Raw genomic sequence first — 22,069 nt, forward strand, 5'->3', positions numbered from 1 at the left:
CCGCCATGGAGCCGTCATGCATCCGCACCGCCGCCTTTCCACGCTGCACCTGCTGGGCCTGTTCGCGTTCACCGCGCTGGCGCTGAACGACGACCATTTCATCCTGGGCGTGGGCAGTTTCAAGCTGTCGCCCTTCGACCTGCTGTTCGTGGCCATCCTGGTGGTCAAGGCGCTGCGGCTGGCGGACCCCGCCGCCTATGCCCTGCCGCGCGGCGCGCTCGGCATGCTGCTGGGCCTGCAGGTGCTGTCGGTGATCTACCTGGTGCTGGTGTCGCTGCACCATCCGGGCATCGAGACCGGCGACGTCGCGCGCGACCTGCGCATCGTGTTCTATTTCCTGTGCACGCCGTTCCTTTGCTACAAGGACATCGACGGGCCCGCCGCCTACGCCGTGTTGCAGAAGTACATCGTGGCGGCCTGCCTGGCGGTCGCCACCCTGATGCTGCTGGAACAGTTGCAGGGCTTCAGCGTCGCCAACCCGTTGCGCAACGTCCGGCTGGGGGTATGGGCGATTCCGTTCGGCGTGGTTTCGCTGCTGTACTTCCGCAAGACCCTCAACGTGTCCGGGCCCAAGGCCTATGCGCTCACCGTCTACATGCTGCTGGCGCTGGTGTTCTCGCTGAACCGCAGCCAATACCTGCAGCTGATGGTGGCGGTGCTGATGGCGGTGATGCTGGCCTCGGGTTCCGAGGTGCGCCGCCGGGTGGTGCTGATCTTCGCCCCGGCGGCGGTCGCCGGCATCCTGGTGTTCGCCAGCATCGGCTACCTGGACGTACTGACCAACCGCGTCTTCAGCGTCGAGCGCCTGGACGAGGACTCCAGCTACGGCGCCCGCATCCAGGAAATGCAGGGCCAGATGGATTCCTTCGCCGAGAGCCCGGTGTTCGGCAAGGGCGCCGGCTTTCGCAGCTGGGTGATGGGCGAGAACGGCTTCGAACTCAGCACGTTCGCGCACAACTCCTGGGCCTTCTACCTGATGAAGTTCGGCATCGTCGGCACCGTGATGATCATGCTGCCGCCGCTGCTGATCCTGCTGCTTTCGCTGTTCCGGCGCTACGCGCACCCGGGGCTGGAGCTGCATCGCCGCTACCTGCTGGCCACCGCGCCGATCTATATCTTCGTCGACTCGCTCTCCGGCGGCCTGGCCTACGCGCCCAAGACCGCCTTTACCGGCTTTCTGCTGTGCTACTGCCTGTCGCTGATACGCAATGCCCGGGCGCTGCCCGTGCCCCGGCCCGCGGCCGCGGCCTCCAGCCAACGCCCGGTCGCCGCGCGCCGGGCTCCACCGCGAGTAATGCCCCATGCCTGATGTCCTGTTTGTCGCGCCCGACCTGCACGGCGGCGTCGGAAGATGCGTCGCCTTCATCGCCGACGCCTTGCCCGAACGCGGCGTCGACGCCTCGCTGTTCCTGCTGCGCTCGCGCAACCGCGAATATCCGGTCGCCAACCCGCGCGTGACGCGGGCGCTGCCCGTGGTGGAGTCGCCCGCCTCGCTGCGGCTGATGCTGCCGCTGGCGTTTGCGCGGCTGCTGGCGCAGATCCGCCGCGAGCGGCCGGCCATCGTCTGCTCGCACGGCCTGCTGTGCAACATGCTGGTGGTGCTGGCCAGGAAGATCCTGCGCGGCAACTTCGCCACCGTCGCCTTCGAGCACAGCAGCCCGGCGATCCACTATGGCGCCTCGCGCATGCGGCGCCTGAAGTGCTTTCTGGTGAGCCAGACCTATCGCCGCCATGACGCCGTCGTCGGCGTTTCGCGCGGGGTCAAGGAAGACCTGGTCAGCATGTTCCCGCCGCTGCGCGGCAAGGTGCGCACCATCTACAACGGCGTGCCGCTGGACGACGTGCGCGAGCAGGGCGCGGCGCGGCCGGCTCCGGCATCCGACGCGGCGCCGTATCACGTCGTCGCGGTCGGTCGGCTGGAGGCGGTCAAGGACTACGCCACCCTGATCGACGCGGCCGCGTTGCTGGACGATCCCGGCATCCGCTTCACCATCCTGGGCGAAGGCTCGGAACATGCCGCCCTGCAACGGCGTATCGACGCGCGCCCCTCGCGCAGCCCGGTGACCCTGGCCGGCCACATCGACAATCCGTTTCCGGTGATCGCCGGCGCCGGCGCCTTCGCCCTGACCTCGGTGCGCGAAAGTTTCGGCAATGTGCTGGTGGAGGCCCTGTGCCTGGGCATTCCGGTCATTTCCACAGATTGTCCGCACGGGCCGGCCGAGATCCTCGATGCCGGCCGCTACGGGCTGCTGGTGCCGGTGGGCGACGCGGCGGCCCTGGCCGCGGCGGTGCGCCGCCTGGCTTACGACGGCGACATGCGCGCCAGGCTGGCGGCCGACGGCCCCGGCCGCGCCGACGCCTTTTCACTAGAACGGCATTGCCGCGACGTCATCGAGCTATTCCAGCCGTTGATGCAGCGCGGCGCGTCCTGAACAGGAAAGCATCATGTCCAAGATACCGGTATCCGTGGTCGTCATGACCAAGAACGAAGAACGCAACATCGTCAAGTGCCTGAAAGCGCTGGCCGACTTCGACGAAGTCTTCGTGGTCGACTCCGACAGCACCGACGCCACCTGCGCCCTGGCCACCGCGCTGGGCGCCAGGATCAGCCATTTCCAGTGGAACGGCAAATACCCCAAGAAAAAGCAATGGTGCCTGGAACAGCTGCCGTTCACGCATCCGGTGGTGCTGTACGTGGACGCCGACGAAGAGATGACGCCCGAACTGGCCGCGGAGATCCGCGCCACACTGCCGCGCTTTGCGGCCGGCGCCGGCGGCGCCTTCGTGCCGTTCGACTACGTCTTCTGCGGCCGCAAGCTGCGCCACGGCCATCGCGTCTACAAGCTGGCGCTGCTGGCGCGCGAGCGCTCGCGCTTCCTGGACTACGACGACCTGGACGTGGCCCACATGTGGGAGGTCGAGGGCCACTACCAGCCCCAGGTGCAGGGCGAGACCTTCGCGCTGCGGGCGCGCATGGTGCACAACGACCATGATTCGCTCTACCACTACTTCGACAAGCACAACCGCTACTCTGACTGGGAAGCCAATCTGCGGACAAAGGGCCTGATGAACGATCCGCGCGAGGCCAACGTGGGCGCGCGGGCGCTGCTCAAGCGCCTGTTCCAGGCCATGCCGTTCAAGGCGCCGGTGTCGTTCCTGCATTCCTACCTGCTGCGCCTGGGCTTTCTCGATGGCCGCGCCGGTTTCGACTACGCCGTGGCGCGCGCCATGTACTACTGGCAGATCCGCATCAAGACCGAGGAAATCCAGCAGGCGCGGCGCGCCGCCGCCGCAGACTCGCAAGGCGATGCCCTGCCCGGAGCCGCCAAATGAGCGCGCTGCAGCGGCTCGACCGTTTTTCCCTGGCGCCCGGCCAGCGCGGCCGGTCCGCGCTCACGGTGCAACTGTGGTGGCTGGTGCAGGGCACGCTGTTCCGCTGGTCGCCGCAGGTCGCCTATGGCTTCCGGCGCTGGCTGCTGCGCTGCTTCGGCGCGCAGATCGGCCGCAAGGTGCTGATACGGCCCAGCGCCACCGTGACCTATCCCTGGAAAGTGGACATCGGCGACTACGCCTGGATCGGCGACGACGCGGTGCTCTACAGCCTGGGCCCCATCCACGTCGGCGCGCACGCGGTGGTCTCGCAACGCAGCTACCTGTGCGCGGCCGACCACGACGCGGCGCAACCGGATTTTCCGCTGCGCGAGCGCGCCGTGCGCATCGAGGACGGCGCCTGGGTCGCGACCGACGTGTTCGTCGGCCCGGGCGTCACGGTGGGCCGCGAGGCGGTGGTGGGCGCGCGCAGCTCGGTATTCCGCAGCCTGCCGCCCGCCATGGTGTGCCTGGGCAACCCCTGCCGCCCCGTCAAACCGCGCGTGGCGCCGCCGGCATGAAGATCCTCCTGTACGGCATCAACTACGCGCCGGAGCTGACCGGCATCGGCAAATACAGCGCCGAACTGGCCGAGTGGCTGGCGGCCCGCGGCCATGACGTCAGCGTGGTCACGGCGCCACCCTACTATCCGCAATGGCGCGTGCATGACGGCTACCGCGCGGGCCGCTACCGCAAGGAAACCCGCGCCGGCGTCACGGTCAGGCGCGCGCCCCTGTGGGTGCCGGCCCGGCCCGGCGGCGCCAAACGCCTGCTGCACCTGGCCAGCTTCGCCCTTTCCAGCCTGCCGTCGCTGTTGCGCGCGGCCGCCGGCCGGCCCGACCTGATCCTGGTGGTCGAGCCGGCCCTGTTCTGCGCGCCGGCCGCCTGGCTCGCCGCGCGCCTGTGCGGGGCGCGCGCCTGGCTGCACATCCAGGACTACGAGGTCGACGCCGCCTTCGACCTGGGGCTGCTCAAGGGCGCCTGGCTGCGCGCCGCCGTGCGGCGCGCGGAACGTTGGCTGATGCGGCGCTTCGATCGCGTGTCGACCATTTCGGGGCGCATGCTCGACCTTGCCTTGTACAAGGGCGTCGAACCGGACAAGGCGGTGCTGCTGCCCAACTGGATCGATGTCCACGCCATCGCGCCGGACCGCGCCGGCGACCTGCGCGCCGAACTCGGCATCCCGGCCGATGCGGTGGTGGCGCTGTATTCCGGCAACATGGGTGGCAAGCAGGGCCTGGAGACCTTGGCGCAGGTGGCCCGCCTGCTGGAAGGCGACGAACGCCTCTGGTTCGTCTTCTGCGGCCAGGGCCCGGCGCGGGCGCCGCTGCAGGCGCAGTGCCAGGGACTGGCGCGGGTGCGCTTCCTGGACCTGCAACCCGCCGAGCGCCTGGCGGCGCTGCTGAACACCGCCGACATCCATCTGCTGCCGCAACGCGCCGGCGCGGCGGACCTGGTGATGCCGTCCAAGCTCACCGGCATGCTGGCCAGCGGCCGTCCGGTGGTATGCGGCGCGGCGCGCGGCACCGAGCTGGCGGGGGTGGTGGCGCACTGCGGCCTGGTGACGCCGCCGGAGGACGCCGTGGCCATGGCCGAGGCGGTGCGCAAGCTGGCCGGCAATGCCCAGGTCCGCGAAACGCTGGGCGCCGCGGCCCGCCGCCATGCGCTCGATCACCTGCACGTGGACGCGGTGCTGGTGGCCGCCGAACGCGAATTCGCCGCGGTCATCGGCCCCCGCGCGGCGCCCGCGCCGCAAGCGGCCGATGGCGCGCGCCGCGACGCCGGCCGCTGAAGCCGCGGCCCGCTACGGCGTGTCGTCGCGCTTGCCCGCCGCCGCGTCGTTGCCGCGCACCAGGCCCATCTGTACCGCGATGTAGGCCGCCTCGGCCTGGTTGCGCGCATTCAGTTTCCAGTACAGCGTGCGCGCGTGGCTCTTCACGGTGGCCACGGAAATCCCCACCTGCTGGCCAATTTCGCGCATGGTCTTGCCCTGCACCAGCAATTGCAGGATCTCTTCCTGCCGCTGGGTCAGCTCGCGCAGTTCCTGCAGCGGCGCATGCGCGGTCGCCAGCGGGCGCGCGGTGGGTTGCGGATAGCACTCGCCTCCCGCCAGCACCAGGCTGACCGCGGCGGCCAGCGCGTCGGGGCTGGAAGCCTTGGGCAGATAGCCGGCCACTCCCGCGCGGGCGCAGGCCGCCATCACGCTCTGGTCCAGCACCGAGTACAGGGCCAGCACCAGGCGCGGCATGAATAGCGCCATGGCCTGCGACAGCAGGCCGATGTCGGGTTCGGCCACGCCGCTGCAGCCGATTACCAGCAATTCCACCGGCCGGTTGATCGAACCGGGCATGTTCACAAGATGGGCTGGCGAGATCGCCAGAATGTCCTCGGCGTTCCGTACCCGCTCCAGCACATGCTGGATGGCGACACGAAGCAGAGCGTAGTCTTCGATTAGAACGGTTGTCATCCCGGGGGGAACCTTGTGACGCAGGGCCCAGACACGGTTCCCATGGCCGGGCTGCGCACGGCTGCGACGCTGGTTCCAGCGCGTCGCCAGGCTCACGGGAATCTCGTCCGCCGCGCGGCATCGTCAGGGCGGGCATTGTGATTCGCCATTTCGATCCATGCTTGCGGACACGACCCATGCTATCAGCGGCTACGTTCGCTGAATCTCGTTCAGGAGGATGATTGGAGGAGGAATGCTGCGGCACGGCGACCGCCGATGCTGCAGGATCTACGCCCTAGGCGGGATGGCGGGGCCGGCCCGCCAGGCCCCTATCCCAGCTTGCGCCCGTAAAGCTGGCCCGCGTCGACTTCGCGGCCGTTGGGCTCGTGCCATTCCAGCGTGGCGCCGCGTTGCAGGGCCGCGTACACGGCTTCGCCCTTGTTCTTGACGTGCAGGCGCTGGTACAGCGTGCAGGCATGCGTCTTGGCCGTTGCGACCGAGATATTGAGCATGCGGCTGACCGTCTTGATCGGATAGCCCCGTGCCAGCAGCACCAGCACTTCGTACTGGCGCGGCGTGATCTGCAGCAGCTGAGCGCCGGCGCTGACCGGCATGGTGCCCCTGGCGCCCTCGTCGACATCGCGCGCCGGCAAGGCGCACGCCGCCTGCGAAGGCGACTGCAAGGCCTGTTCGCTTGGAAAGCACTGGCCGCCCGCCATGACCAGGCGGATCGCCGCTTCCAGGATTTCCACCGATGCCGTTTTCATCAGGCAGCCGTAGACGCTGGCGCCGGGCAAGCCCTGCACCGGCATCGGCAACGGCATGACATCGGTCAACAGCAGAATGCGCTTCGGGCTGAGTTCGCGCTGGATTTCATGCAAGGTGCTCCAGGCTTCCTCGCTGTCCACGGGCAGGCCGTAGATCAACAGATCGGCGCCCGCATGCGCGCCGTTGGCCTTGGAAACATCGGCCAACCCCATCCCCTCGATTTCCCACACATCGTCCAACTTGCTCAGAATCTGCCATAACCCCAGCCGCAAGAGCGGATGGGCTTCAATCAGGACCATCTTGGCCATGGTGTCCTCCCGGTTGTTCAACAGGCCTAGAAGGGATCTTCGCTGTGCTGAAGACTATTTTTTTCCAGCCCTCGCGGGGGTGGTCCGCAATATCCCGGAATATCTAATGACGCTGCACCGGGCCATTTGGGCTGGGAGACTTTCGTAGCCAACATAACGGATGGCATGAACCCATCTTATGGTTCGAAATTGGCAAAATCAAGACGCTTGCAGGCGATATAATCCGACAAAAACAGAAATCATTCGTTAGCCTTAATCACCCTCGTAAATCAGGATGAGGAACCGCCATCATCCTTTCATCCGCTAGGGTTTTTACCGAGATTCCCGGGCAGGCCACGGCGCCCCGCCCTCTGTGCCGCGTGGGCAAAGGCCCCGCCGGGACGCCGCGCTCAGGCCGGCGCGCGGCGCCGGCAGGCGCCATCGCCGCGGACCACGGGAACGGCGGGAAGAGGTGGAATTCGCCGGCAGGCTTGTCGATATGTTTCCGCTGACACATTAAGCCCGGACATCGCCATCGCAATCGAAATATAGGTAACACTTTTATTTTCGCCCATCACGACGTCATTTACTCCATATAGGCGAAGTCGAATACCGTATGACCGCCCTGGTGGTGCCAATGGTGCATTGAAGCATGGCGTTTTCTCAAAAAGCTGGCGTAATGGATTTCGCCATCCGTCTCGACGTAGGTGGACGGCGACAGCTCTTCGATCCGGTTCAGCGAGACGCCCTTGCCGTAGTGGCAGAAGCCTTGGTACTGGGCGCAGCGGATCACCTCTCCGCCAGGCGAGACAACGATTCCCGCGTTGCGGGCCCGCATGGGGTTGCGCACGATGGGGTTGCAGGCGTGCGGCGTCCAATGGCTGGACCGCGGCGAGTCGGCGAAAAAGGCGAACAATTCGTCGCAATGGCTCTGGCCGTCCGTGCGATCGATATTGGTTAACAGCCACCAGTATTCTCCGCGCTTGAAAATAATGGTATCGACGGCGGAAATATTCGTCATCAAGGTTAAGTCCAACTCCCATTTCAACGGAAAATCGGTGCATTTCCATAATTCTATGCTGCGATTTCCGCAGGTTTCCGGAACCATGTAGGTCACGCCATCGTATTCAAAAATATACGGAAACGATAAATGGTAGGGCAGATTCAAAGCCGTCCCCAAAAGCCGGAAAGCCCCGTCCGAGTAGGTCGCGACCGAAATCGTGCCCTTGCGGGAATTGAAATCGTAATCCTCGAAAAATATATATGGATTCTTGTCCTTGGTATATACGAAGGGATCCGCGAAAAATCGGCCCTTCGGTGGCTGCAATACCATCGCTTCGGAAATCACCGCCTGCTGCCGGGTCGAGGGAAACATACCAATGCGCCAGCGCACATTGCGTTTCATGACGCGCCGCACAATCAAATCGCCCATTAACCAGGCCTGGCGCGCGATGTAGGCGGCGCTGTCCCATTCGGCCGGATCGTCGCGGCGTTCGCCGCTCATGATCTGCATGCCCGGCGGCGCGGCGCCCGGCCGCGCCCGCGCCAACGCCTGCAAGGCGTCGTAGATCATGAAGTTGCCCAGGCTGAAGGCGCGGGTCTGGTTCTTGAGCCAGAACACTTCGGTATTGAAGCTGCGCTGGTCCAGCAACGCGTCCTCCTCGGCGCTGGCCCCCATGCGCCACAGTTTCACCGTGGTGTGGTCCGCGCGCTGGTAGACCTCCCAGAATCCCGCATAGCGGCTGGTGGACACGGCGATATCGGAATAGCTCAGCTGCCATACCCCCAGCCGCGCCCAGTCGGCCATGCGGGCGCGCAGCGATGGCAGGCCGCCCAGCATGATCACCAGGTCCAGGCCGAGCGCGGCCACGCCGTCATCGCGTCCGCCGTCGTCGGGATCGGCCGGCAGTGTCAGCAACGCCGTTGACGGCGGCAAGCCGTCGCGCATGTCGTGGCAGGCCAGCATCTGCCGTTGCCGGACGGGCAGCAGCCGCGACTCGAGCCGCGACAAGGTGCCGAACAGCGCCTTGGCGCTCAGGCGCGGCGCGGGACCGGTGGTCGCCTTTTCCAACACCAGCAAGGCCGAGAAATCGAAATCCTGGCTGCGCGCGAGCCACTCAGCCATGTCGTGGATCCAGCCGGGCTGGTCGGTCCCGTCCACCAACAGCCCCACTCTGTAGGTCGTCATTTCTCCTGCTCCTGTGTCAGGGCGATCTGGCCTGCGCCACCGGAACGGCGATCGGGCTCGCCAGCCGCATCCACGGTGCAACGCTCTCAAGTCCTCGCGCTGATACTGCGGCGTTTCGGCGAGGTCTTCCAGACGGCTTTCAACCTAGGGCGCTCGTCCGAGGACAAACGGCGCAGTGCCGTTTGGGCGAGGCCCGGCGCCCGTCCTCGGCCAACGGAACGGCCTCTCGTGCAAAGGAACGAGGCGGGTCGTCCGGGCCGCCTCGGGATTCAGGCGCACCAGCTAGGGATAACCACTATCGCCTGCCGGCACCGGGGCGCGCATACTCCTTTCAAACGAACGTTTGAATTCAACCTAATGCAAGAACTCAGATCCTCCAGCACCCGCGAATCGATCCTCGACACCGCCGAAGCGCTGTTCGCGCAGCAGGGCCACGACGGCACGTCCATGCGACAGATCACCGGCGCGGCCGGCGTCAACCTGGCATCGGTCAACTATCACTTCGGCTCCAAGGAGTCGCTGGTGCAGGCCGTGCTCAAGCGCCGCCTGGAAGTCCTGAACCGCGAACGGCTGCGCCTGCTCGACGAACTTGAAGCCCAGGCCCAGGGCAAACCGCTCAAGCCGTCGCAGATCGTCGACGCCTTCTTCGGCACGCTGCTGCGCCTGGCGGCCGATCCGGAGCAGGCCGGCAGCACTTTCCTGCCACTGCTCGAGCGCACCATGACCGACCCGGCCGGCTTCATCCGCGCGCTGTTCGCCGAGGAATACGCCGACGTGCTCGAGCGCTACCGCAATGCCTTCTTCGCCGCCCTGCCCGACGTGCCGCGCGCCGAGATCGTGTGGCGTTTCCAGTTCATGCTGGGCGCCACCTCCTACGCCATCATCGGCACCGACCTGCTGCGCTCGGTGACCGGCTGGACGCTGGACGAAGCCGAGCAACCCGACAACCCCGAGCTGCTGCTGCCCCGCCTGATGAGCTTCCTGCTCGGCGGCCTGCGCGCTCCCCTGCCGCAGCATCCCGCCACTTAGGCCCCAGGGGTCAGCGCGGTGCGGCGGTTCCAGAAGATATCGAGAAAGGAGACAAGGAAATGAACGCAGTCATCGTCGCGCTGGTCGTCATCGCGCTGCTGGCCGTCGTCCTGCTGGGCGTGCGCCCGGTCAGGCGGGCCTTGCTGTCGGCGCCGATCTTCAATCTCTACCGCAAGGTGCTGCCGCAGATGTCGGACACCGAGCGCGACGCGCTCGAGGCCGGCACGGTGTGGTGGGAGGGCGAGCTGTTCCGCGGCCGCCCCGACTGGAAGCGCATGCTGGCCTATCCGCGCCCGCGCCTGACCGACGAGGAACAGCATTTCCTCGACCACCAGGCCGAAGAGGCCTGCCGCATGGTCAACGACTGGAACATCACGCAGGAACGCTTCGACCTGCCCGCCGAAGTCTGGGACTATCTCAAGCGCAGCGGCTTCCTGGGCATGATCATCCCCAAGGAATACGGCGGCCTGGCCTTCTCGGCCTATGCCCACTCCGAGATCGTGACCAAGCTGTCGACGCGCTCGTCGGCGCTGGCGGTGTCGGTGATGGTGCCCAACTCGCTCGGCCCCGCCGAGCTGCTGCTGCACTACGGCACCGAGGAACAGAAGAACCACTACCTGCCGCGCCTGGCGCGCGGCGAGGAAGTGCCGGCCTTCGCGCTGACCAGCCCCTGGGCCGGTTCCGATGCCGCCGCCATCCCCGACAGCGGCATCGTCTGCAAGGGCGAATGGCAGGGCCGCGAAGTGATCGGCATGCGCGTCAGCTGGGACAAGCGCTACATCACGCTGGCGCCGGTCTGCACGCTGCTGGGCCTGGCCTTCCGCCTGTACGACCCGGACGGCCTGCTGGGCGGCAGGAAGGACATCGGCATCACCTGCGCGCTGGTGCCGCACGACCATCCGGGCGTGGACACCGGCCGCCGCCACTTCCCGCTGAACGCCATGTTCATGAACGGCCCGACCCGCGGCCAGGACGTGTTCATGCCGCTGGACTTCATCATCGGCGGCCCGGCCATGGCCGGCCAGGGCTGGCGCATGCTGATGGAATGCCTGGCGGCCGGCCGCTCGATCTCGCTGCCGTCGTCCAACACCGGCATGTCCAAGCTGACGGCCCGCGCGGTCGGCGGCTACGCCCGCGTGCGCAGCCAGTTCCGCACCCCGGTCGGCAAGTTCGAGGGGGTCGAGGAAGCGCTGGCCCGCATCGGCGGCCACACCTACATGATGGACGCCGCGCGCAGCATGACCGCCGGCGCCGTCGACCTGGGCGAGAAGCCCTCGGTGGTGTCGGCCATCGTCAAGTACCACGTCACCGAACGCGCGCGCCAGGTCGTCAACGACGGCATGGACGTGATCGGCGGCAAGGGCATCTGCCTGGGGCCGTCCAACTTCCTGGGCCGCGCCTACCAGCAGATCCCCATCGGCATCACCGTGGAAGGCGCCAACATCCTGACCCGCAGCCTGATCATCTTCGGCCAGGGCGCGATCCGCTGCCATCCCTACGTGCTGGCCGAGATGCGCGCGGCGCAGTCGCCCGACCGCAGGCAGGGGCTGGATGATTTCGACCGCGCCTTCTGGGGCCACGTCGGCTTTGTCGCGCGCAACAAGCTGCGCGCGCTGGGCACCGCCCTGACCGGCGGCCGCTTCGTCGGCATCGACGCCGACGTCGCGCCCGAAATGAAGCGCTACTACCAGTTGCTGAGCCGCTATTCGGCCGCCTTCGCGCTGCTGGCCGACACTTCGATGCTGGTGCTGGGCGGCAGCCTCAAGCGCCGCGAGCGCCTGTCGGCGCGCCTGGGCGACATCCTGTCGCAGATGTACCTGGCCAGCGCCGCGCTCAAGCGCTTCGAGGACGAAGGCCGCCAGAGCGCCGACGCGCCGCTGGTGCACTGGTCGGTGCAGGATGCGCTGTTCCGCCTGCAGGACGCCATCGACGGCGTGCTGGAAAACTATCCCAACCGCCTGGTGGCGTGGAGCCTGCGCCGCATCGTCTTCCCCTGGGGCCGGCCGCAGTCGCTGCCGTCCGATCAGCTGGGCCAGGACGTGGCGCGATTGCTCATCAACCCCGGCGCGACCCGCGACCGCCTGACCGCCGGCTGCCACCTGCCCGCGACCGCCGACGAACCGGTCGGCGCGATCGAACAGGCGCTGGCCGCCACGCTCGAAGCCGAACCGATCGAATCGAAGATCCGCGAATTCGAGAAAAGCGGCGCGCTCGAAGGCAACCCGCAGGCCAACGTGCGCGACCTGGCCGACGCCGTCTTTGCCGCCGGCGGCATCACCGCCGAAGAATATGCGGTGGTCAAGCGCCGGAATACCTTGCGCGACACCGTGGTGAAAGTGGATGATTTCCCTTTTGATCTCGGCATCACCGGCGCGGTCAAGCCCGTGGCCGAACGCAAGGCGGCCTGAGGCCCGTCCTCACACCAAGGAGATCGGATGGCATTCAAACCGGTATACGTGGTCGACGGCGCCCGCACCCCTTTCCTGAAAGCGCGCTCGGGCCCCGGCCCATTCGCGGCCGGCGACCTGGCGGTGCAGGCCGGACGCGGCCTGTTGTTGCGCCAGCCCTATGCGCCCACGGACCTGGACGAGGTCATCGTGGGCTGCGCCGCGCCCTCGGCCGACGAAGTCAACATCGGCCGCGTGATCGCCCTGCGCCTGGGTTGCGGCAACAAGGTGCCGGGCTGGACGGTGATGCGCAACTGCGCGTCCGGCATGCAGGCCCTGGATTCCGCCATCGCCAACATCCAGACCGGCCGCTCGCAGCTGGTGCTGGCCGGCGGCACCGACGCCCTGTCGCACGCGCCGGTGCTGTTCTCGGACGACATGGTGCGCTGGCTGGCCAGCTGGTACGCGGCCCGCGGCATCGGCGCCAGGCTCGCCACGCTCGGCCGGTTGCGCCTGCGCCACCTGGCGCCGGTGATCGGCCTGCTCAAGGGCCTGACCGACCCCGTGGTGGGCCTGTCCATGGGCCAGACCGCCGAGAACGTCGCCACCCGCTTCGGCATCAGCCGCCAGGCCATGGACGCCTATTCGGCGCAGAGCCACGCGCGCGCGCTGGCCGGGCGCGCCAACGGCGCCTTCGCCGAGATCACGCCGCTGATCGACACCCAGGGCAAGCTGTACCCGGACGACGACGGCGTGCGCGAGGACTCCACGCCCGAAAAGCTGGCCAGGCTCAAGCCGGTGTTCGACAAGCCCTGGGGCAACATCACCGCCGGCAACAGCTCGCAGGTCACCGACGGCGCCGCGATGCTGGTGCTGGCCTCCGAGGAAGCGGTGCGGCGCTGGAACCTGCGACCGCTGGGCCGCATCGTCGACAGCCAGTGGGCCGGCCTGGATCCGGCCATGATGGGCCTGGGGCCGGTGCATGCCGCCACGCCGATCCTGCAACGCCACGGCCTGGGCCTGAATGACCTGGACTTGTGGGAGATCAACGAAGCCTTCGCCGCGCAGGTGCTAGGCTGCCTGGCCGCCTGGCAGGACGAGGCCTATTGCCAGGAACACTTCGGCACGCCGGCGTGGGGCGCGCTCGACCCGGCCCGCCTGAACGTGGACGGCGGCGCCATCGCCATCGGCCATCCAGTCGGCGCCTCGGGCGCCCGCATCGTGCTGCACCTGCTGGAGGCGCTCAAGCGCCGCGGCGCGCGGCGCGGCATGGCCGCCATCTGCATCGGCGGCGGCCTGGGTGGCGCGATGCTGGTCGAAACCTTGGAGAACCGCTAATGAACGCGCTGGAGACGCTCTCGCACTGGCGCCTGGAGCGCGACCCCGACGGCCTGGCGTGGCTGACGTTCGACCGCGCCGGCAGCGCCGTCAACGCCCTGTCGGCCGACACCATGGCGGAACTGGCGACGGTGCTGGACGCGCTCGACGCCCAGCCGCCCAAGGGCCTGGTGATCCGTTCCGGCAAGGCCACCGGCTTCATCGTCGGCGCCGACGTCAATGAATTCGCCGAACTGAACACGCCGGAGCAGGGCCGCGCCCTGGTGGCGCGTGGCTGGAACCTGTTCAACCGCCTGGCGGCGGTGCGCTACCCGACGCTGGCGCTGATCCAGGGCCACTGCCTGGGCGGCGGCCTGGAGCTGGCGCTGGCCTGCCGCTACCGCCTGGTGGAAGACGCGCCCGGCGCCTCGCTGGCGCTGCCGGAAGTCATGCTGGGCATCTTCCCCGGCTGGGGCGGCATGCTGCGCCTGCCCGCCGTGATCGGCGCGCCGGCCGCGCTCGACATGATGCTGACCGGCCGCGGCGCCGATGCGCGCCGCGCGGCGGCGCTGGGCCTGGTGGATGCGCGCGTGCCGACCCGCCTGCTGCAGGCGGCGGCGCGCGGCATGGTGCTGTCGGGCAAGCCGCCGCGGCGCGCGCGCGGCCTGGGCGCCTGGCTGAACCGCTGGCCGCTCAAGGCGGTGGCCGCCAACCGCGCCCGCAAGCAGGTCGCCGCCAAGGACCCGCTGGGCCACTACCCGGCCGCGCCGGCCATCATCGAACTCTGGGAAAAGCACGGCGGCAACGCCTTGCAGGCGCCCGCGCTGATCGACACCATCATCGCTTCGGACACCGCCCGCAACCTGCTGCGCGTGTTCCGGCTGCAGGAACGCCTGAAGGCCAACGGCCGCCAGGCCGGCATCGCCCCGGTGCGCCACGTGCACGTGGTCGGCGCCGGCGTGATGGGCGGCGACATCGCCGCCTGGTGCGCGCTCAAGGGCCTGACCGTGACACTGCAGGACCAGGACATGACCCGCATCGCGCCCGCCATCAAACGCGCCGCGGCCCTGTTCTCGCGCCGCCTGAAGGACCGCCGCGCGGCCCGCGCCGCCTTCGACCGGCTGGTGCCCGATCCCGCCGGCGGCGGCGTGCCGCTGGCCGACGTGGTGATCGAGGCCATCAGCGAGAACCCCGAGGCCAAGCGCGGCTTGTACCAGTCGCTGGAGCCGCGCATGAAGGCCGACGCGCTGCTGGCCACCAACACCTCCAGCCTGTCGCTGGAAACGCTGGGCGCCGGCCTGGCGCGGCCCGAGCGGCTGGTCGGCATCCACTTCTTCAACCCCGTGGCCAAGATGCCGCTGGTGGAAGTGGTGCATGCGGACGGCACCGCCGCCGACACGCTGGCGCGCGCCAGCGCCTTCGTCGGCCAGATCGGCAAGCTGGCCCTGCCGGTGCGCAGCGCGCCCGGCTTCCTGGTCAACGCCGTGCTGGCGCCCTACATGCTGCAGGCCATGCGCAGCGTCGACGAAGGCGTGTCGCCCGCCGCCGTGGACGCGGCCATGGTGGCGTTCGGCATGCCCATGGGGCCGCTGGAACTGGCCGACACCGTCGGCCTGGACATCGCCCGCGCGGCGGGCCAGGAACTGGCCGGCGGCGCCGAGCCGCCGCGCTGCCTGGCCGAGAAGCTGGCGCGCGGCGACCTGGGCAAGAAGAGCGGCCGCGGCTTCTACACCTGGCGCGACGGCAAACCGGTAAAGGACGGCCAGGGCGCCGCCCGCGCGCCGGCCGGCCTGGCCGAACGCCTGATCCAGCCCTTGGTGGACGCCACCCGCGAGCGGGTCGAGGCCGGCGTGGTGGCCGATGCCGACCTGGCCGACGCCGGCGTGATTTTCGGGACCGGGTTCGCGCCGTTCACGGGCGGACCCCTGCATTACCAGAGCAGTCGCAGTGCGTAGCGCAGTAGAGAACCGGCGTATGCCGAGAGATTAGACCGGGCCGACGAGACCGGCAGTGCCATAGAGACACACATATCCAACATCGAGGAGGCAGTACCATGAGCAGACGTTCATTGTCCCTGAGCACCCTGTCCGCCATTGTGGTCGGCCTGGGCGCCACCAGCGCCGCCCACGGCGCCGGCTTTCAGCTCCTGGAGCAGAATGCCAGCGGCCTGGGCAACGCTTATGCGGGCTCGGCGGCAAATCCGGAAAACGCCAGCATCATCTACTACAACCCCGCAGGCATGACCTACCTGCCCGGCATCAATGTCTCGGGCGGCGTCAACCTGATCAAGCCGTCGTTCAAGTTCTCGGACAACGGTGACAGCCGCAATCCCACCGCGCTGGGCGGCACCCGCCCCACCGGCGGCGACGGCGGCGACGCCGGCAACCTGGGGGTCGTGCCCAACCTCTACGGCTCGTGGCAGCTGAGCGAAAAGTGGTTCATCGGCCTGGGCATCGGCGCGCCGTTCGGCCTCATGACCGAGTACGACGACGGCTGGGCCGGCCAATACCACTCGAACAAGTTCGAGATCAAGACGATCAACATCAATCCCTCGATCGCCTACAAGGTCAACGAGAAATTCTCGATGGGCTTCGGCGTGAACTGGCAGCACATCGACGCCAACTACAAGAAGAAGACCGTGGTGCCCGTGGCCCTGCCCGGCGGCCGCACGGTCTTCACCAACGGCGACGCCGACCTCAACCTGAAGGGCGATGCCTGGGGCTGGAACGTGGGCTTCATGCTGCAACCCACCGAAGACACCCGCATCGGCCTGTCGTACCGTTCCAAGATCAAGCACACCGCCAAGGGCGACACCGATATCGACCACATCGGCCCCACCGGCCAGTCGGTCTCGTTCGACGCCAAGGCCTCGGTCGACCTGCCCGATACGCTGATCCTGAGCGCCACCCATCAGCTCAACGAGAAGTGGGAACTGCTGGGCGACATCTCGTGGACCGGCTGGAGCAGCATCCCCGACCTGAAGATCCGCAACTCCGGCACCGGCGCGCGCGATGACGACCTGCCGCTGAACTTCCGCGACACCTGGCGCATCGCCGTGGGCACGACCTACAAGTTCGCGCCGGACTGGAAGTGGAAGTTCGGCCTGGCCTACGATCAATCGCCGGTCCACAAGGCCGAGGACCGGCCCACCTCGCTGCCCGACAACGACCGCTACTGGTTCTCGACGGGCGTGCAGTGGCAGGCCACCAAGAGCACCACGCTGGACCTGGGCTATACCTATCTGTACCTGCGCAAGACGGATATCGACACCACGTCCGGCAACGCGCTGACGAAGGGCCGCGTCGCGGGCACCTATGACAGCAGCGGCCACATCTTCGGCCTGCAGCTGTCGTCCCGCTTCTAGCCTTGCCGGGGCGGATGACGGGCCGGTCCCGTCTTCCGCCCGCATTTTCAGGAGACTTCCTTGAGCAAGTTCGTCGTCAAACACGTCGCCGTGCTGGGTGCCGGCGTCATGGGCGCGCAGATCGCCGCCCACCTGGCCAACGCCGGCGTGCCCGTCACGCTGTTCGACCTTGCGGCGCCCGAAGGCGACCGCAACGGCATCGTCAAGAAGGCGCTGGCCGGCCTGAAGAAGCTCGAGCCCGCGCCGCTGGCCAGCGCCTCGCGCCTGGCCCTGATCACCCCGGCCAACTACGACGACCATATCGAACAGCTGCGCGGCTGCGACCTGATCATCGAAGCCATCGCCGAGCGCATGGACTGGAAGACGGCGCTGTACGAGCGCATCGCGCCGCACGTCGCGCCCGGCGCCATCATCGCCTCCAATACCTCCGGCCTGTCGATCGACGCGCTGGCCAACGCCCTGCCGGCCGCGCTGCGCGACCGCTTCTGCGGCATCCATTTCTTCAATCCGCCGCGCTACATGCGGCTGGTGGAAATCATCGCCACCGCGCACACCCAGGCGCCGGTGCTGGACCAGCTCGAGACCTGGCTGACCTCCACCCTGGGCAAGGGCGTGATCCGCGCGCTCGACACGCCCAACTTCGTGGCCAACCGCATCGGCGTGTTCTCGATCCTGGCGGCCATGCACCACACCCAGCGCCTGGGCCTGGGCTTTGACGAGGTCGACGCCCTCACCGGCCCCAGGATCGGCCGCCCCAAGAGCGCCACCTACCGCACCGCCGACGTGGTCGGCCTGGACACGCTGGCCCACGTGGTCGGCACCATGGACAAGAACCTGCCCGACGATCCCTGGCACCGCTATTTCACGTTGCCCGCCTGGCTGTCGGCCCTGATCGCCAAGGGCGCGCTGGGCCAGAAGAGCGGCGCCGGCGTCTACCGCAAGGCCGGCCGCGAAATCCAGGTACTGGACCTGCAGGCGCAGGACTACCGCCCCAGCGCCGGCAAGCTGGCCGACGAGGTCGCCGCCCTGCTCAAGGAACGCGATCCGGCCAGGCGCTTCGCCGCGCTGCGCGCCAGCGACCATCCGCAGGCCCAGTTCCTGTGGAGCCTGTTCCGCGACATCTTCCACTACAGCGCGGCGCAGCTCGGCCAGGTGGCCGACAACGCCCGTGACCTGGACCTGGCCATGCGCTGGGGCTTCGGCTGGGCCCAGGGCCCGTTCGAGACCTGGCAGGCCGCCGGCTGGCAGGCCATCGCCCGCGCCGTGGCCGAGGACATCGCCGCCGGCCGCGCCATGAGCGACGCGCCGCTGCCGGCCTGGGCCCTGGAGCCCGACCGCCAGGGCGTGCACACGCCCGCCGGCTCGTATTCGGCGCGCAGCGGCAAGCTGCACCCGCGCTCGGCGCTGCCGGTCTACCGGCGCCAGCTGTTCCCCGAGCGCGTGTTCGGCGAAGGCCCCGACGACCGCGGCACCACGGTGTGGGAAAACGAAGGCGTGCGCCTGTGGAACCTGCCCGAGGTCGACGCCGGCATCGCCATCCTGTCGGTCACGTCCAAGAACCACACGCTGGGCGCCGAGGTGCTGGAAGGCATCCTGCAGGCCGTGGCGCGCGCCGAGCGCGAGTTCGACGGCCTGGTGATCTGGCATGACGCCCCGTTCGCCGTGGGCGCCAACCTGCAGCAGGTGTCCGAAGCCTGCGCCGCCGGCCAATGGGACATGCTGGAAGCCACCGTCGAGAAGTTCCAGCGCACCTCGCAGGCCTTCAAGTACGCGCAGATCCCCACCGTGGCGGCCGTGCAGGGCATGGCGCTGGGCGGCGGCTGCGAATTCCTGATGCATGCCTCGCACCGCGTGCTGGCGCTGGAAAGCTACATCGGCCTGGTCGAGGCCGGCGTCGGCCTGATCCCGGCCGGCGGCGGCAGCAAGGAATTCGCCGGCCGCGCCGCGGCGCTGGCGGCGAAGACGGCCACGCCCGGCGAGGTGTTCCCGTTCCTGCAACCGGTGTTCCAGACCATCGCCATGGCGCGGGTCGCCAAGAGCGCCATCGAGGCCGTGGACCTGGGCTTCGCGCGCGAGCAGGACATCGTGCTGTTCCATCCGGGCGAGCTGCTGTTCGTGGCCATCGGCCAGGCGCGCGCCGCCGCCACCGCCGGCTACGCGCCGCCGCCGCGCCTGCAGGACGTGCCCGTGGCCGGCCGCAACGGCATCGCCAACTTCGAGATGGTGCTGGTCAACATGCGCGAAGGCGGCATGATCAGCGCCCACGACTACCGCGTGGCCCGCAGCGCCGCCGTCGCGCTTTGCGGCGGCGAGGTCGAGACCGGCGCCAAGGTCGACGAGGAATGGCTGCTGGCGGTCGAACGCAAGGAGTTCGTGGCGCTGCTGCGCACGCCCGAGACCCAGGCCCGCATCCGACACACGCTCGACACGGGCAAGCCATTGCGGAACTGATAGTCCCCCCCCCGAAGCGCCTGCGGCGCTACCCCCAGGGGCGCCGGTGGCGGACCGGCAAAGCCGGATCCGCGCGGCCCCGCTAGTGAGAGACCGCGATGGACTTAGGGTGACTGTTATGGATACGAGGAAATGATATGAGCAAGCAGATTCAAGAGGCTTACATCGTTGCGGCGACGCGGCTGCCGGTGGGCAAGCGCAATGGGGTGTATGCCACCACCCGGCCCGACGACATGCTGGCGGCGGCGCTGCAGGGCGTGTTGAAGCAGACGCCGTGGCTGGATCCGGCGCGCATCGACGACGTCATCACCGGCTGCGCCATGCCGGAAGCCGAACAGGGCATGAACGTGGCGCGCATCGGGCTGTTGCTGGCCGGCCTGCCGCAAAGCGTGGCCGGCGTCACCGTCAACCGCTTCTGCGCGTCGGGCCTGCAAGCGGTGGCCGACGCCGCCGCCCGCATCCGCAGCGGCGAGGTCGACATCATGATCGGCTCGGGCACCGAGTCCATGAGCGCCATGCCGCAGATCATGGGCAACAAGGTGTCGCTCAACCCGGCCATCTTCTCGCATCCCGAGAACGTCGGCATGGCCTTCGGCATGGGCCTGACCGGCGAGAAAGTGGCCGAGCAATGGAAGGTGTCGCGCGAAGACCAGGACGCCTTCTCGCTGGCCTCGCAGCAGAAGGCCAACGCCGCCATCGCCGCCGGCCACTTCCGCGCCGAGACCACGCCGTTCGAGGTGGTGACGCGCCTGCCCGGCGGCTCCAAGGGCGACGTGCGCGAAACCCGCCGCCTGGTCGAGGTCGATGAAGGCCCGCGCCCCGACAGCAGCGCCGAGGGGCTGGCGCGGCTCAAGCCCGTGTTCGCCGCGCGCGGCAGCGTCACCGCCGGCAACAGCTCGCAGATGTCGGACGGCGCCGCCGCCGTGGTGCTGGTGTCCGAGCGCGTGCTGCGCGAGTTCAACCTCAGCCCGATGGCGCGCTTCGTCAGCTATTCGGTGGCCGGCGTGCCGCCGGAAATCATGGGCATCGGCCCCATGGCCGCCATCCCCAAGGTGCTGGCGCGCGCCGGCATCGCCCAGGACGACCTGGACTGGATCGAACTGAACGAGGCCTTCGCCGCGCAGTCGCTGGCGGTGATCCGCGAACTCAAGCTCGATCCAGCCAAGATCAACCCGCTGGGCGGCGCCATCGCGCTGGGCCACCCGCTGGGCGCGACCGGCGCGATCCGCACCGCCACGCTGATGCACGGCCTGCGCCGCACCGGCGGCAAGTACGGCATGGTGACGATGTGCATCGGCACCGGCATGGGCGCGGCCGGCCTGTTCGAGGCCATGTGACCGAGGCGATGTAAAGCGGTGAAGCCCTATTGGTTCAAACGCCTGTCGCCGGCCTGGCGCGCGCGCCTGATGCGGGTGGGATTCAACCTGCATCCGGCGTTCCGCGCCACCGGCGGCCGGGTGCTGCACGTGTCGCACGATTTCCAGCACATCCGCATCAAGCTGCCCCTGCTGCGGCGCACGCGCAACATCGTGGGCTCGATGTACGGCGGCTCGCTGTTCGCGGTGACAGACGGCGCCCATCCCACCATGCTGATGGCGGCGCTGGGCGCGGACCACATCGTGTGGGACAAGGCCGCATCCATCCGCTACCGCAAGCCCGCCTATACCACGCTGTATGTGGACTTCCGGCTGCCGCCGGGAGAAATCGCGGACATACGCAAGATCCTTGCGCGCGACCACGAGACCACCCGGACCTACACCGTGGAATTGAAAGACAAGGACGGCGTCGTCTACGCCGTCGTGGAACGCACGATCTACATCGCCGACAAGAAGTACTACAAGCAGAAAACCACTGGAGGAGACCCATGCGTGACATCATCCCCGGAGGGCGCGCCGCCGCCCTGAGCCTGGTCCTGGCCGCCTGCCTGGCGGCCGCCCCCGCGCTGGCCGCCGACGTGGAAGTGGCCGGCGTGCGCGTCCCCGCGCAGTTGTCCGAAGGCGGCCAGGCGCTGGTGCTGAACGGCGCCGGCCTGCGCACCAAGTTCGTCGTCAAGGTCTACGTGGCGGCGCTGTATGCCGGCGCCAAAAGCCAGGACGCCGCGGCCTTGATCAACAGCAACGCGCCGCGCCGCATGCGCCTGCAACTCTTGCGCGATGTCGACAGCAAGAGCCTGGACGCGGCGCTGCAGGAAGGATTGCGCGACAATACGTCCAAACAGGAACTCGCCGCCCTGCAACCGTCCGCCGCGCGCCTGTCCGCCCTGATGGCCGAGATCGGCTCGGCCCGCGAAGGCGACGTGATCGACCTGGACTTCGATGCCCGCGGCGTGGCGATCACCGACAACGGCAGGCAGCGCGGGCGCATCGACGACCCCGCCTTCGGCCGCGCGCTGCTGCGTGTCTGGCTGGGCGACAATCCGGCGCAATCCTCCCTGAAAAAAGCCCTGTTGGGAGCCCCGTAAAG

The 22,069-nt window shown here is 68.4% G+C and carries 17 protein-coding genes; 14 read left to right on the top strand and 3 right to left on the bottom strand.

Annotation, left to right across the window (positions count from 1 at the left end; translation table 11 throughout):
• Positions 1-16: 16 nt before the first annotated feature.
• From AT699_RS21545 to AT699_RS21565, 5 genes are read left to right on the top strand one after another with little or no spacing between them, the layout of a single operon-like run.
• The gene (locus AT699_RS21545) at positions 17-1,309 is read left to right on the top strand and encodes an O-antigen ligase family protein (RefSeq protein ID WP_020928831.1); all 1,293 of its coding nucleotides are present in this window, start codon (positions 17-19) and stop codon (positions 1,307-1,309) included.
• Positions 1,302-2,432, top strand: coding sequence for a glycosyltransferase (locus tag AT699_RS21550; protein WP_006387736.1), 1,131 nt, complete (start codon positions 1,302-1,304; stop codon positions 2,430-2,432). Before AT699_RS21545 ends, AT699_RS21550 begins: the two co-directional genes overlap by 8 nt.
• Positions 2,433-2,445: 13 nt before the next feature.
• Positions 2,446-3,333, top strand: coding sequence for a glycosyltransferase family 2 protein (locus AT699_RS21555; protein ID WP_006387735.1), 888 nt, complete (start codon positions 2,446-2,448; stop codon positions 3,331-3,333).
• Positions 3,330-3,890 (top strand): putative colanic acid biosynthesis acetyltransferase, encoded by a 561-nt coding sequence (locus tag AT699_RS21560; protein ID WP_006387734.1) that lies wholly within the window; start codon positions 3,330-3,332, stop codon positions 3,888-3,890. Before AT699_RS21555 ends, AT699_RS21560 begins: the two co-directional genes overlap by 4 nt.
• Complete coding sequence (locus AT699_RS21565; protein WP_024069821.1) at positions 3,887-5,161, top strand: glycosyltransferase WbuB; 1,275 nt, start codon at positions 3,887-3,889, stop codon at positions 5,159-5,161. Before AT699_RS21560 ends, AT699_RS21565 begins: the two co-directional genes overlap by 4 nt.
• 12 nt (positions 5,162-5,173) lie before the next feature.
• Here the strand turns inward: AT699_RS21565 and AT699_RS21570 are convergent, their stop codons facing one another.
• The 3 genes from AT699_RS21570 to AT699_RS21580 form a co-directional block, all read right to left on the bottom strand.
• Positions 5,174-5,836 (bottom strand): response regulator transcription factor, encoded by a 663-nt coding sequence (locus tag AT699_RS21570; protein ID WP_020928834.1) that lies wholly within the window; start codon positions 5,834-5,836, stop codon positions 5,174-5,176.
• Between the two features lie 308 nt (positions 5,837-6,144).
• On the bottom strand, positions 6,145-6,891 hold the full coding sequence (locus AT699_RS21575; RefSeq protein ID WP_024069822.1) for a response regulator transcription factor: 747 nt from the start codon (positions 6,889-6,891) through the stop codon (positions 6,145-6,147).
• A gap of 565 nt (positions 6,892-7,456) precedes the next feature.
• Complete coding sequence (locus AT699_RS21580; RefSeq protein ID WP_006387730.1) at positions 7,457-9,058, bottom strand: glucosamine inositolphosphorylceramide transferase family protein; 1,602 nt, start codon at positions 9,056-9,058, stop codon at positions 7,457-7,459.
• Positions 9,059-9,415: 357 nt separating this feature from the next.
• Between AT699_RS21580 and AT699_RS21585 the strand changes: the two genes are divergently transcribed.
• From AT699_RS21585 to AT699_RS21625, 9 genes are all read left to right on the top strand, one after another.
• On the top strand, positions 9,416-10,087 hold the full coding sequence (locus AT699_RS21585; protein WP_006387729.1) for a TetR/AcrR family transcriptional regulator: 672 nt from the start codon (positions 9,416-9,418) through the stop codon (positions 10,085-10,087).
• Positions 10,088-10,146: 59 nt separating this feature from the next.
• A complete protein-coding gene (locus AT699_RS21590; RefSeq protein WP_006387728.1) occupies positions 10,147-12,495 on the top strand; it encodes an acyl-CoA dehydrogenase in 2,349 nt (782 codons plus the stop codon).
• A 27-nt stretch (positions 12,496-12,522) separates the two neighbouring features.
• Positions 12,523-13,812: an acetyl-CoA C-acetyltransferase gene (locus AT699_RS21595; protein ID WP_024069823.1), complete on the top strand. Its 1,290-nt coding sequence runs from the start codon at positions 12,523-12,525 to the stop codon at positions 13,810-13,812.
• On the top strand, positions 13,812-15,746 hold the full coding sequence (locus AT699_RS21600) for a 3-hydroxyacyl-CoA dehydrogenase NAD-binding domain-containing protein (RefSeq protein ID WP_024069824.1): 1,935 nt from the start codon (positions 13,812-13,814) through the stop codon (positions 15,744-15,746). Before AT699_RS21595 ends, AT699_RS21600 begins: the two co-directional genes overlap by 1 nt.
• A gap of 98 nt (positions 15,747-15,844) precedes the next feature.
• Positions 15,845-17,155: an OmpP1/FadL family transporter gene (locus AT699_RS21605; RefSeq protein WP_024069825.1), complete on the top strand. Its 1,311-nt coding sequence runs from the start codon at positions 15,845-15,847 to the stop codon at positions 17,153-17,155.
• 60 nt (positions 17,156-17,215) lie between these two features.
• Entirely contained in the window at positions 17,216-19,606 is a 2,391-nt protein-coding gene (locus AT699_RS21610) for a 3-hydroxyacyl-CoA dehydrogenase/enoyl-CoA hydratase family protein (protein ID WP_024069826.1), read from the top strand.
• A gap of 137 nt (positions 19,607-19,743) precedes the next feature.
• Positions 19,744-20,943 (top strand): acetyl-CoA C-acyltransferase, encoded by a 1,200-nt coding sequence (locus AT699_RS21615; RefSeq protein WP_024069827.1) that lies wholly within the window; start codon positions 19,744-19,746, stop codon positions 20,941-20,943.
• An 18-nt stretch (positions 20,944-20,961) separates the two neighbouring features.
• Positions 20,962-21,510 (top strand): DUF4442 domain-containing protein, encoded by a 549-nt coding sequence (locus tag AT699_RS21620; protein WP_006387720.1) that lies wholly within the window; start codon positions 20,962-20,964, stop codon positions 21,508-21,510.
• Positions 21,471-22,067, top strand: coding sequence for a chalcone isomerase family protein (locus tag AT699_RS21625; RefSeq protein ID WP_006387719.1), 597 nt, complete (start codon positions 21,471-21,473; stop codon positions 22,065-22,067). Before AT699_RS21620 ends, AT699_RS21625 begins: the two co-directional genes overlap by 40 nt.
• Positions 22,068-22,069: the final 2 nt, after the last annotated feature.

This window comes from Achromobacter xylosoxidans (assembly GCF_001457475.1).
Classification (GTDB): Bacteria; Pseudomonadota; Gammaproteobacteria; order Burkholderiales; family Burkholderiaceae_B; genus Achromobacter; species Achromobacter xylosoxidans.